Source organism: Dokdonia sp. MED134, assembly GCF_000152925.2.
Classification (GTDB): domain Bacteria; phylum Bacteroidota; class Bacteroidia; order Flavobacteriales; family Flavobacteriaceae; genus Dokdonia.
The window spans coordinates 307527-320756 of sequence record NZ_CP009301.1; the positions used below are offsets into that span (position 1 = coordinate 307527).

Consider the following 13230-nt stretch of genomic DNA (forward strand, 5'->3'; position numbering starts at 1 on the left):
TTTATAAAAATGAGGGCTTGTAAGCCTTTGGAGGTCTATATATAATGGAAAATATTAAAATAGGAGTAATTGGACTAGGGTATGTTGGTCTGCCTTTAGCTTGTTTGTTTGCATCAAAATATAATGTTGTAGGTTATGATATTAACAACAAGCGAGTAGAAGAAATTAATTCAGGTATTGATACTACCTTAGAAGTTCAAAGTAGCCATCTGAAAAGTGTTTTGCAATCAACTTTAAAAACTAACGGACTTAAGTGCTCAAGTATCTTAAATGATATTACAGATTGTAACGTTTACATTGTTACGGTGCCTACTCCAATAGATGTGCACAAGAAGCCAGACCTCAAGCCTCTTTATGACAGTAGTGCTGCTATTGGAGCTGTACTAAAGAAAAATGATATAGTCATTTATGAGAGTACGGTATATCCTGGAGTAACAGAGGAGGAGTGTGTTCCTATTTTAGAAAAACATAGTGGATTAATATTTAATAAAGACTTTTTTGCTGGTTATTCTCCAGAAAGAATTAATCCAGGAGATAAATTGCACACTGTAGATAAAATTTTGAAAGTTACATCTGGAAGCACACCTGAAATAGGTAAGAAGGTGGATGATTTATATGCTTCTGTAATAACCGCAGGAACGCACCTAGCGCCTTCAATTAAAGTGGCAGAGGCAGCAAAAGTCATTGAAAATTCTCAAAGAGATATCAATATAGCTTTTGTAAATGAGCTTGCTAAGATTTTTAATCTTATGGATATAGATACTCAAGATGTACTCGAAGCGGCAGGAACAAAATGGAATTTTCTTCCTTTCAAGCCTGGCTTGGTAGGTGGGCACTGCATTGGTGTGGATCCATATTATCTTGCTGAAAAAGCACTAGATTTAGGGTATAATCCTGAAATTATTTTGGCAGGTAGACGCCTCAATGACAGTATGGGGTCATACGTTGCTAGTCAAGTAATAAAGCTATTACTTAAAAATGATATTCCGGTTAAAGGTTCTGAAATTCTTGTATTAGGAATTACTTTTAAAGAAAATTGTCCTGATGTCCGTAACTCAAGAGTTGTTGATATTCATAAGAATTTAAAGGAGTATGGCGTAAATTTGACAACATTCGATCCTTGGGTAAATAATGAAGAAGTTTTTAAAGAATTTGGAATTGACGTAATGACTGAATTGCCTAATCATAAATTTGATGCAATTATTCAAGCGGTTTCACACGATAAATTTCAAAAAATAGATTTTTCATTATTGAGAAAAGATGCATCTATCATTTATGATGTGAAAGGAACATTAAAAGGTAATGTAGACGGTAGATTATAGATGAATATATTAATAACAGGCGGAGCAGGTTTTATAGGTTCTCACTTAGTGAGGCTATTTCTAGAAGTTTTTCCAGAGAGTCATATTTACAATCTTGATGCACTTACATATGCAGGTAATCTAGAGAACCTGGCTGATGTAGAAGCGTCTAGCAATTATACATTTATAAAAGGGGACATCAATGATGCCCCCTTTTTGATGACCTTATTTTCCAAATATCAATTTGATAAGGTAATACACCTAGCAGCAGAGTCTCACGTAGATAGAAGTATTAAAAATCCTCTAGCTTTTGTGCAGACTAACGTTATTGGAACATTAAACTTGCTCAATGCAGCTAAGGAAATATGGAAAGATAACTTTAATGACAAGCTTTTCTACCATATAAGTACAGACGAGGTGTATGGTACACTTGGTGAGACAGGCTTGTTTACAGAGACTACGTCATACGACCCAAACTCACCCTATGCTGCGTCTAAGGCAAGCTCAGATCATTTTGTTAGAGCTTATGGTGAGACCTATGGCTTGCCATATATCATTAGTAATTGCTCTAATAATTATGGTCCTAATCAGTTTCCAGAAAAACTCATTCCTCTATTTATAAATAATATTATTTTAAACAAGGCGCTACCTGTTTACGGTGATGGAAATTATACAAGAGATTGGTTATTTGTAAAAGATCACGCAAGAGCTATAGCACGTATATTTAAAGAAGGAAAACTAGGCGAGACCTACAATATAGGTGGGGTTAATGAATGGAAAAATATTGATCTCGTAAAGTTACTATGTGATAAGATGGATGAGAAGCTTTCGCGAAAGCGTAATACCTCTCAATCTCTTATTACCTTTATAAAAGACAGACCAGGTCACGACAAGCGATATGCGATAGATGCCTCAAAAATTGAAAAAGAACTGGGGTGGAAACCATCTGTTACTTTTGAGGAAGGGCTAGAACTCACAATAGATTGGTATCTTGCCAATAGCTCTTGGCTAGAGAATGTCACTTCTGGAGCATATCAAGAATATTACAATAAAATGTATACATAATGAAAGGTATTGTACTTGCTGGAGGATCTGGAACTAGACTGTCACCACTTACCATTGCTGTAAGTAAGCAATTGTTACCTGTGTATGATAAGCCTATGATATATTACCCTATATCAGTGCTTATGCTTGCTGGTATACGTGAGATTCTTATTATCACAACGCCAGAAGACAGTCATTTATTTAAAAGGCTATTAGGTGATGGATCAGTACTTGGGTGCTCTTTTTCTTATGAGGTGCAAGAACAACCAAATGGGCTTGCAGAAGCATTTATTATAGGAGAATCCTTTATTGGGAAAGATAAAGTAGCTCTTGTACTAGGTGATAATATTTTTTATGGGAATGGTCTCAGTAAGCTATTACAAAGCAAAGTCACAGTAGATGGAGGTGCCATATTTGCATATCCTGTTCGTGACCCAGAGCGTTTTGGAGTTGTCGCTTTTGATAAGGATATGAATGTCACGAGTATCGAAGAAAAACCGGAGAGTCCACAATCTAACTACGCCGTACCAGGTATTTATTTTTATGATAATGATGTAGTTGCTATTGCAAAAGAAATTAAGCCCTCTCATAGGGGAGAGCTTGAGATTACAGCAATAAATCAAGAATATTTACTTCGTAAAAAGCTTACTGTAGGAGTTATGAGTAGAGGAATGTCTTGGTTTGATACTGGCACGGTAGATGCGCTAGATGATGCGACAGAATTTATAAGAGTATTACAGCGTAATCAAAGCACAATGATAGCTTGTCTTGAGGAGATTGCTTACAAGATGAATTGGATATCATACGAAGCTCTTAAGGCAAGTGCATCAAGATATGGTAAAGGTGCTTATGCACAATACATAAATACACTATAGTGGAATTTCAAAAAACAGCATTCAAAGATTTAATTATATGCACTCCAAAGGTGTTTGAAGATGATCGAGGTTATTTTTATGAATCCTTTAATGCAAAGGCATTTCACAGCTTTGCAGGGTTTGAACCAGAGTTTGTTCAAGATAATCAGTCGCAGTCTACATATGGCGTCTTGCGTGGGCTTCATTTTCAAATAGGGGAGTTTGCACAATCTAAGCTCGTACGGGTTGTAGCAGGTGAGGTACTTGATGTAGTTGTTGATTTGAGAAAAAACGAACCTACTTATAAGAAAGCTTATAGCATACACCTCAGTGCAGAAAATAAAAAACAACTTTTCGTTCCCAAAGGGATGGCACACGGTTTTGTAACACTCAGTGATACCGCAACGTTTATTTATAAATGCGATAACTACTATAATAAAGAGAGCGAGCGTGGTCTGGCGTATAACGATCCATCATTGCAAATCGATTGGTTATTAGATAAGCAGGATGTCATCCTTTCAGAAAAAGATAAGGAAAATACGATGCTTGCAGATTTACCTTCTAACCTTTTTTAATGAGTACGCTTTCGCGAAATATACGATTACTCATTACAGGTGGTGGTGGTCAGGTGGCTCAAGCCATAAATGAGGAAGAAGCTACTTTTGAGAATGTTACGAGTATACATCTGTCAAAATCTGAGTTAGACATCACATCAACATCTTCTATTAAAAAAGCGATTGATTTACATCAACCAGATGTTATAATAAACACAGCCGCATACACTGCTGTAGATGCCGCCGAAGAGGATAAAGAGAAAGCATTTCTAGTAAATGAAATAGGAGTAAAGAATCTAGCTCAAGCTTGTAAGGATAATGGAATCAAACTCATTCACATTTCTACAGATTATGTCTTTGACGGAGAAAAACCAGAAGAATACACAGAGGAAGATATTCCAAATCCAACAACGGTTTATGGCAAGTCTAAACTTGCTGGTGAGCAGGCCATAATTAATTCAGGGCTTCTTGATTATGCTATTATAAGAACCTCTTGGGTGTATAGTGTTTACGGGAGTAATTTTGTGAAGACTATGTTACGATTAGGTAATGTGAAAGACGAGATTTCGGTTGTAAACGATCAATATGGATCTCCTACGTTGGCAAATAATCTAGCTTCTGTTATTTTACAGTTGTCAAACGTGCTTACTATACAGAATGCAGGCGTATATCATTATACAAATGAGGGTGTCACTACGTGGTACGCTTTCGCGAAAGCGGTATTCAGCTACAAGAAAATGAGTATAAACGTTTTGCCTGTGTCCAGCGACCGCTTTGTAACAAAGGCCACCCGCCCAAAAAATAGTAAACTAGAAAGTTCTAAAATCATCACCCTTTTAGGGATTGAGAACGTGCCTTGGGAAGAAAGTCTTGAGAAAATGCTGGTTAAATTATGATAAGTGATCAATTTAAAGGTATCGCTGTCAAAGCTGCTCTTCAAGCTGGTGACGTAATTAGAGAGGTGTATGCGACCGCATTTAACAGCATTCTTAAAAGTGATGATTCACCCCTTACAGTTGCAGATACTCGTGCCCACGAGGTAATCTGTAAGGAGTTAAGCGCTACAGACATTCCTGTTTTAAGTGAAGAAGCCGTCGAAATTCCTTATGAAGAAAGAAGGACTTGGGATATCTTTTGGCTCGTAGATCCACTAGATGGTACCAAAGAGTTTATAAATCGCAATGGAGAATTTACTGTAAACATTGCATTGATAGTAGGAGCTAGACCAGTTTTTGGTATTATCTATATTCCGGTGTCTGATACACTATATCTGGGAGGAAGCTTACTAGGCAAAAGCTATAAAATGTCAAATCCTACAATGGAGATGGGGTGGAATCAAGTAGTGGATGATAAGCATATAATTTTTACAAATAAGCTAAAATCACAAAAAGATATACGAGTCGTGACAAGTCGCTCTCACCTCAATGAGCAAACAGTATCGTATATAGAGGATTTAAAAAAAATAACCACTTCGGTAAGCTTACTTCCTGCGGGTAGTGCGCTTAAATTCTGTATGCTTGCAGAAGGAAATGCAGATAGATACCCTAGATTTGCTCCTTGTATGGAGTGGGATACGGCTGCTGGTGATGCTATATGTGAGACCGCTGGAGTTACTGTTTTTATTGCAGGAACAACGGAGAAATTAACATATAATAAGAAGTCCTTATTTAGTCCTAACTTTGAAGCTTATTAATACTGTTTATGAAAATTCTTGTTACAGGTGGCGCTGGTTTTATTGGGTATCATCTTTGTGAGCAATTGCTCAAGGAAGGGCATACTGTAGTGGCTCTTGATAATGTTAACGATTATTACGACCCTAATCTCAAGTATGATAGATTATCGCAATTAGGTATATCAAAAGCAGAAGCATCAGTCTGGAATTTGACAGTGGCAAGCCAAAAGCATAAAGCACTGCAATTTGTGCGTATGAATCTTGAGGATAGGGAAGCGTTGCCTGAGCTTTTTAAAAAAGAGTCTTTCGACCTCGTATGTAATCTTGCGGCTCAAGCGGGTGTAAGATATTCTATAGAAAATCCTGAGGTATATATAGATACAAATGTTGTAGGCTTTTTAAATATATTAGAAAGCTGTCGTAATAATAATATAAAAAAACTTGTTTATGCGAGTAGCTCTAGTGTATACGGCAATAGTCTAGATGTTCCATTTACAGAAAAACAGTCTGTAGACGAGCCCATAAGTATCTATGCCGCAACAAAAAAATCTAATGAGTTAATGGCGCATACCTATGCGCATCTATTCGGTATAAATGCTGTTGGTTTACGTTTTTTTACAGTGTATGGCCCTTGGGGAAGACCAGATATGGCAATGTTTTTATTTACAGATGCGATAATAAATAATAAACCTATTAAGGTTTTTAACGAGGGTAATCTCTCACGTGATTTTACATATATATCAGATATTATTGCTGGCGTCACGGCTGTAATACAAAATGAAGTACAATCCGGAAATACGATTTTAAACATAGGTAATAGCAAGCCTGTAAAGCTATTAGACTTTATAGAAGCCTTAGAGCTGGAACTTGGCAAAAAAGCAAAAAAAGAAATGCTTCCTATGCAAGATGGTGATGTAAACCAGACTTGGGCAAGTGTAGAGGCTATGAGGGAACATTATAAATATGAGCCATCTGTAAGTGTAGAAGATGGGATAGCGGCCTTTGTAAAATGGTATAACAGTTATTATAAGGATTAGTACGCTTTCGCGAAAGCGTAAGATTTCCCTGTCATTAGTATGCAAACTGCTATATTTGCGATTTGCCAATAATTTGAAAAATATGAGCATAAAAAACATTTGTTGCATTGGAGCAGGCTATGTAGGAGGACCTACAATGTCTGTAATTGCGTTAAAATGTCCAGATATAAAAGTTACTGTAGTTGACCTTAATGAGAAGCGCATCGCAGCTTGGAATGATGAAGATGTAAGTAACCTACCCATTTATGAACCAGGCCTAGCTGAAGTTGTAAAAGAAGCTAGAGGGAGAAATCTATTTTTTTCTACAGAAGTAGATAAGGCGATAGATGAAGCAGAGCTTATTTTTATATCTGTAAACACACCTACTAAAACGTATGGAGTAGGTAAAGGGATGGCAGCAGATCTAAAGTACATAGAACTATGTGCTCGCCAGATTGCCAGAGTAGCAACTACAGATAAAATTGTAGTAGAAAAATCTACGCTACCTGTACGTACTGCCGAAGCATTACAGAATATACTTCACAATACAGGTAAAGGTGTACGCTTTGATATTTTATCAAACCCAGAATTTCTAGCCGAGGGTACTGCTGTCCAAGATTTACTCAATGCAGATCGTGTGCTTATAGGAGGAGAAGATACTCCTGGTGGTCAAAAGGCTACCGAAGCTCTTGCAAACATTTATTCAAATTGGATTCCAGAAGAGCGTATCTTAAGAACAAATGTATGGTCCTCAGAGCTGTCTAAACTCACGGCAAACGCATTTCTTGCGCAACGCGTTTCTTCTATTAACGCGATGTCTGAGCTTTGTGAAGTTACTGGAGCAGATGTTCAAGAAGTTGCTAGAGCAATTGGTACAGACTCAAGGATAGGGCCAAAGTTTTTAAAGGCTTCCGTTGGTTTTGGTGGATCTTGTTTTCAAAAAGATATTTTAAACCTCGTTTATATTGCAAAGTCATATGGACTTAATGAGGTGGCAGATTACTGGGAGCAGGTTATTATTATGAATGATCACCAAAAAAGACGATTTGCAGAAAAGATAGTAAAGACGCTGTTTAACACCGTTTCTGGTAAGAAGATTACATTATTAGGTTGGGCATTTAAAAAGGATACTAATGATACGCGAGAATCGGCAGCCATTTATGTGGCAGATTATTTGCTCAATGAACAAGCAGAGGTAGTTATATATGACCCAAAGGTTTCTGAGGAACAGATTCTAGCAGATCTGGATTATTTAAACACGCGTTCTGAAGCTGAAAATAGAGCTTTGGTTACAGTGGTTAATAACCCTATGGAAGCCTGTGATAATGCGCACGCCATTGCTATTATGACAGAATGGGATGAGTTTGTTAGTTATGACTGGAAAACTATTTATGATAAAATGTATAAACCCGCTTTTATTTTTGATGGAAGGGCTATATTTGCACCGTCAAAAATGGAAGATATTGGTTTTGAAATGTATACAATTGGACAAGGATAAATTATGAAAAAGAAAATACTCATTGTTTTCGGAACTAGACCAGAGGCTATAAAAATGGCTCCATTGGTAAAAGAATTTCAACAACAAACATCAATATTTGAAACTAAAGTTTGTGTTACGGCACAGCATAGAGAAATGTTAGATCAAGTATTAGACTTTTTTTCAATTCAACCTGACTTTGACTTGAATTTAATGAAGCCTGGTCAAAATCTATACACTATTACTGCGGCAATTATCGAAGGAATGAAACCTGTTTTAGAAGCGTTTAATCCAGATTATGTATTTGTGCACGGTGACACTTCAACCACTATGGCAACAAGTATTGCAGCGTTTTATAATCAATCTAAGGTTTGTCATATTGAGGCAGGCCTACGTACACAAAATAAGTGGTCTCCTTTTCCAGAAGAAATTAACAGGCAAGTCACAGGAAGAATAGCAGATTTTCACTTTGCTCCTACATCAACTTCTAAGGATAATTTACTTTTAGAAAATGTTCAAGAAAACTTGATTTTAGTTACAGGTAATACTGTTATAGACGCGCTAGTAGATAGCGTTTCAAAAGTAAAAGAAGACCCTAGTGAACTCATTAAAAAATTATCAGCACAACTAGGTGACAAAGAAATGATTTTGGTGACAGGTCACCGAAGAGAAAATCACGGTGATGGTTTTATAAGAATTTGTGAAGCTTTAAAAGAAATTGCTTTAAAAAAACCGCAAATGGAGATTGTATACCCTGTGCACCTTAACCCAAAGGTTCAGGAGCCTGTCAAGAGGATTTTAAGTGAGGTTTCGAACATTCATTTAATTGATCCATTAGCTTATCAAGATTTTATTTGGATGATGAATAGGTCAAAGTTAATCATTACAGATAGTGGTGGTGTTCAAGAAGAAGCACCAAGCTTAGGAAAGCCCGTGCTTGTAATGCGTGATACCACAGAGAGACCAGAGGCTGTTGCTGCAGGAACTGTTATTCTAGTAGGTACTGATAAGGAACTTATAGTAAAAGAAACAATTGATCTTTTAGAAAACGAAGAAAGATTTATGAATATGAGCAAACTCCATAACCCATATGGAGACGGTAATGCTTGTAAAAAAATAGTACAATTTATAGCACAATTATGAGACAACCAGAAGTAGTAATGATAGGTTTAGGGTATATAGGGCTTCCTACGGCAGCACTTATAGCCTCAAATGGAGTATACGTACACGGTGTAGATATAAATCAATCTGTGGTTGATACAATTAACCAGGGTAAGATACATATTGTTGAACCTGCACTTGATGTAGCTGTGGCAGGAGCTGTAAAAGATGGCTTTTTAAAAGCATCTACCACAGCTGTAGAAGCAAATAATTATTTAATAGTAGTTCCTACTCCATTTAAGGATAAAAATGAACCAGATATCTCGTTTGTAGAGGCTGCTACTCGTGGTATACTCCCGTTATTAAAAGAAGGTGATTTATACATTATAGAATCTACTTCACCTATAGGCACTACAGAAAAAATGATGGATCTCATATATACTGAGCGACCAGAACTTAAGGGCAAATTACATATTGCATATTGTCCAGAACGAGTACTACCAGGTAATGTGATGCACGAGTTAGTTTATAATGATCGTGTTATAGGGGGGGTAGATGATAAAAGTACAGAGAAAGCTCTTGCTTTTTATAAAGCACACGTAAAAGGAGAATTACACGCTACAAATGCTCGTACAGCAGAAATGTGTAAACTAGTAGAAAATTCTTCAAGAGATGTACAAATAGCGTTTGCAAATGAGCTATCTCTTATTTGTGCAAAAGCAGATATCAATGTTTGGGAACTTATCAATCTAGCAAATAAGCATCCTAGAGTTAACATATTACAGCCTGGATGTGGGGTAGGAGGACACTGTATAGCGGTTGACCCATACTTCATAGTTGCAGATTTCCCTATGGAATCTCAAATTATTGGGAAAGCAAGAGAAATTAACAATTATAAGTCATTCTGGTGTGCTGAGCAGGTTAAGAATGCAAAGCTTCAGTTTAGGTTAGATCACGGTAAGCTTCCTAAAATTGCGATAATGGGCCTCGCTTTTAAGCCTAATATTGACGACTTAAGAGAGTCTCCGGCAAAGTATATAGCTCAAAAGGTGCTCCAAGATGCAAATGATGAAGAATACTATATTGTAGAACCAAATATTAATGAGCATAAGGTATTCAAACTAACAGATTATAAAGATGCTTTTGAGAAAGCTGATATTGTAGTATATCTCGTAAATCACAACGAATTCCAAGAATTACCTAAAGACTCAGATAAGATGATTTTGGATTTTGCTGGAGTTAATAAATAATCAATCTTGGCAAAATTATTAAAAATTCTTTATCATATAGGCGGTAACGTAATATCCAGAGCTATTCCATTATTATTTGGACTGATTTTAGCGCGTTTCTATGATAATCAATCTTACGCATTATTTGTAGAGTATTTAATATTTGGAAATTTGGTTGTGTCATTTTGTACGGGCGGAATTTCTCCACAGTTAATGATTTCTAATAATTCTAATTCGGATATATCAAGTTTAATAGGATTATCCTTAAGTTTATTAATAACTACATTTTTAGTCAGTTTATTTTTTTCAATTACATCAAATATTGAGGAGCTGTTATTTATGTTTTGCTATATTTTTGGATATGGTTTGCTGACCCTCTGCTGTGCTTACTATAGCGGTGAAAAGAAATATAATCTTGTAGGTAGAACCTGGTTAGCAGTTTTTTCGCTTGAGTTGTTTTCGGTGGCTATTCTTGTCTTTAATAATATTTCTCTGGATGTTACTTTAATCCTATTTAGTAGTTCTTACTTTATAATTGGAATAGCGTCTTTGGTTTTTTTAAAAAAGAACAAAGTTTTTGAATTAGCTGCTGTTGTTAAAATTAAAAATTATAAGAAAATTTTTTTAAACAGTTTGTTTATAAGTTCATTCGCAACCACCACTCTTTTAGGATTTAAACTCATCATACAGTCTGTGGTCGGAGATGGTGAGAAAGCAATTTTTTCGTTGGGTTATCAACTCTTTTCTGTTTTAGTCTTTCTGCCGTTAGTATTTGGTGGAATTGTAATTCCTTATCTATCTCAAAATAACGATAAAAAAGACAAAAAATGGATATCGATTTTTTCTGTTTATCTCGCAATTTCACTTTTGCAAGCTTTGATAACCTATTTTGTTCTTCCATTGATTTTAGATATTTATAAAACCGAAGGATCTTCTTATAATATAAGTGTTTTGAAAATTATACTGTTAGCTTCCATAATTACTTCTTTAAATACATTTTTTATACATTTCTTTAATGCGCGGAAAGAATATATAATACTTCTGAAAACAGGGGTTTTATGGTTGTGTCCGATTGTATTTTTTTTAATTATTAAAAGCTTCCTTATAGATGCAATTGAAGCTAGTAGTATTATAACTTTGTCATATGTTTTGTCTCTATTCTATTTATTATACAATCGTAGAAGAGTAAAGTTATGACCTTGCAACACGTAAAATTTAAACAAAAGTTTGATAAATGGATTATGATTTACATAATCCTTCTTCCTTTACCTGTTTTTTTTAATATTAACGGAACAATATATCAAGGTGCTGCTTTTGGTGCAGATGTATTCGCTTTGCCAATTTCTTTATTCGTAGGTATTTTATTAATTGTTCTGAGAAGTAAGATTTTTGTTAAAGGAATTTTAAGATCATCTACGTTAATATTGCCATTTATATTTGTTCAAATAATAGTTTTTCTGATTTTTTCAATAATATATAATGGAAAGGGTGATCCGTCACTTTTAATAATTTCCACATTACCCTTGTTGGTTAGCTATTCAATTGGATCTTATGCCCGAAGGTCATTAAGTTTTTTTGACTTTGAAACTATGATTAAGTTTAGCATCAGGGGTCTTGCAATTATTTCTGCTTTACACTTATTATATTCTTTTTCAACTTTGGGTTTTGTTGTATCGTTTGCTAAAAGAGGAACCGATGACATATTTGGACTTTTTTCTATTTACCAAAAGTTAGTTTACTACCCAACGATTCTATCAATATTTTTTGTTTTATCGTTATATTTTGATGGTAAAATTTCTCGTATTTGCAGTGTTTTGATTCTTTTAAATATTTTAATGATAGGTTCCAGGGAATCTTTCCTAATGGTTCTCTTTGGTTTGGTTTCTATTTTTTACAGGATTTATTTAACTAAAAACTTTAAATACATTCCAGTTTTGATTATAATTTTCTTTTTGTTAGGAATGTTTTTATTTTCATCATTTGAAAATATACTCTCTACTTTTGGTGATGCAACCTTAGTCACAAAGTTGAGAGCTTTAGAGGAGGGAGGGGATTACAGTGCTGGTAGGTCCGAGATGATTTCTCGAGTTTTTGATTCTAGACTAAATAACTTCACATTATTATTGGGTACAGGTTATAATAATGAGAATATATTAAGTCCACATAATCAATACTTAGAAGTATTAGTTCGAGGAGGGGTATTTAGTTTAGTTTTGTTTATGCTTTTAGTAGGTAAAAGTATTGTTGATTATAGGCTTAATTGGAGAAAAAAAATTAATGTTGGCAATTACAAAATAGTTTACGCATTATTTGTTTCTTTTTTACTATTATTAGTAGTATCCTTTAATGTAAATACTCCAGTTAGAGCCCCATATAGTAGCGCCCTATTTGGTTTTTTACTAGGTTATTTTTCTTTTGGAAAATTAAAAATCATTGATGTTTCAAATAGTTTAAAAACGACAATATGATGAAAAATTTTTTCGTTTGTACTTATGAATTCTTAGGAAGGTTAATTTTTGGTTTACCTAGGCATAAAGTATTTAATTTTTTTAAATCTAATTATATGCGTGCTCAAGGATGTGAAATAGGTCGTGATATTACTTTCTATCCAGGTATAAAGATTAATCCTGCGCGTAATATTATTTTAGGGAACAACGTTGATTTAGCGTGGGGTGTAATTATTACGACAACAGGTGGTGTTGAGATTGGTGATAGAACCCTTATTGGATATCGAACATTGATTTCGTCAGCTAATCATAATATCCCCAGTAATCGAGAGCATATCTTTGGATCTGGTCACACGGCTAAAAAAGTTACAATAGGTAGAGATTGCTGGATAGGTGGTAATAGTGTAATTGTAGCTGGTGTGACAATAGGCGATGGCGCAGTAGTCGGAGCTGGAAGTGTTGTAACAAAGGATGTTAAACCATATACTGTAGTTGGTGGTGTGCCAGCGAAATTTTTAAGAGAAAGAGATTAGAA

13 protein-coding genes are annotated in these 13230 nt (G+C 35.1%); all 13 read left to right on the forward strand.

The genetic code is table 11. The features are described from left to right. Positions 1-44: 44 nt before the first annotated feature. Positions 45-1322 (forward strand): nucleotide sugar dehydrogenase, encoded by a 1278-nt coding sequence (locus MED134_RS01335; protein WP_021779183.1) that lies wholly within the window; start codon positions 45-47, stop codon positions 1320-1322. Further along, the gene (gene rfbB, locus MED134_RS01340) at positions 1323-2366 is read left to right on the forward strand and encodes a dTDP-glucose 4,6-dehydratase (protein WP_021779182.1); all 1044 of its coding nucleotides are present in this window, start codon (positions 1323-1325) and stop codon (positions 2364-2366) included. After that, positions 2366-3220, forward strand: a complete 855-nt coding sequence (gene rfbA, locus MED134_RS01345; protein ID WP_021779181.1) for a glucose-1-phosphate thymidylyltransferase RfbA — start codon at positions 2366-2368, stop codon at positions 3218-3220. The genes rfbB and rfbA overlap by 1 nt, the downstream gene beginning before the upstream one ends. Further along, positions 3220-3774 carry a dTDP-4-dehydrorhamnose 3,5-epimerase gene (gene rfbC, locus MED134_RS01350; RefSeq protein ID WP_021779180.1) on the forward strand — a complete coding sequence of 185 codons (555 nt, stop codon included), beginning with the start codon at positions 3220-3222 and terminating at the stop codon, positions 3772-3774. The genes rfbA and rfbC overlap by 1 nt, the downstream gene beginning before the upstream one ends. After that, positions 3774-4649, forward strand: a complete 876-nt coding sequence (gene rfbD / locus MED134_RS01355; protein WP_021779179.1) for a dTDP-4-dehydrorhamnose reductase — start codon at positions 3774-3776, stop codon at positions 4647-4649. Before rfbC ends, rfbD begins: the two co-directional genes overlap by 1 nt. Continuing rightward, entirely contained in the window at positions 4646-5446 is an 801-nt protein-coding gene (cysQ, locus tag MED134_RS01360; RefSeq protein ID WP_021779178.1) for a 3'(2'),5'-bisphosphate nucleotidase CysQ, read from the forward strand. Before rfbD ends, cysQ begins: the two co-directional genes overlap by 4 nt. Positions 5447-5454: 8 nt before the next feature. Continuing rightward, positions 5455-6462, forward strand: coding sequence for an NAD-dependent epimerase/dehydratase family protein (locus MED134_RS01365; protein ID WP_021779177.1), 1008 nt, complete (start codon positions 5455-5457; stop codon positions 6460-6462). Between the two features lie 82 nt (positions 6463-6544). Continuing rightward, entirely contained in the window at positions 6545-7939 is a 1395-nt protein-coding gene (locus tag MED134_RS01370) for a UDP-glucose 6-dehydrogenase (protein WP_021779176.1), read from the forward strand. A 3-nt stretch (positions 7940-7942) separates the two neighbouring features. Beyond that, a complete protein-coding gene (gene wecB, locus MED134_RS01375; RefSeq protein WP_021779175.1) occupies positions 7943-9061 on the forward strand; it encodes a non-hydrolyzing UDP-N-acetylglucosamine 2-epimerase in 1119 nt (372 codons plus the stop codon). Then, positions 9058-10269, forward strand: a complete 1212-nt coding sequence (wecC, locus tag MED134_RS01380) for a UDP-N-acetyl-D-mannosamine dehydrogenase (protein ID WP_021779174.1) — start codon at positions 9058-9060, stop codon at positions 10267-10269. The genes wecB and wecC overlap by 4 nt, the downstream gene beginning before the upstream one ends. A gap of 6 nt (positions 10270-10275) precedes the next feature. After that, positions 10276-11445: a hypothetical protein gene (locus MED134_RS01385; protein ID WP_021779173.1), complete on the forward strand. Its 1170-nt coding sequence runs from the start codon at positions 10276-10278 to the stop codon at positions 11443-11445. Continuing rightward, the gene (locus MED134_RS01390) at positions 11442-12716 is read left to right on the forward strand and encodes an O-antigen ligase family protein (protein ID WP_021779172.1); all 1275 of its coding nucleotides are present in this window, start codon (positions 11442-11444) and stop codon (positions 12714-12716) included. Before MED134_RS01385 ends, MED134_RS01390 begins: the two co-directional genes overlap by 4 nt. Then, positions 12713-13228, forward strand: coding sequence for an acyltransferase (locus tag MED134_RS01395; RefSeq protein ID WP_021779171.1), 516 nt, complete (start codon positions 12713-12715; stop codon positions 13226-13228). Before MED134_RS01390 ends, MED134_RS01395 begins: the two co-directional genes overlap by 4 nt. Positions 13229-13230: the final 2 nt, after the last annotated feature.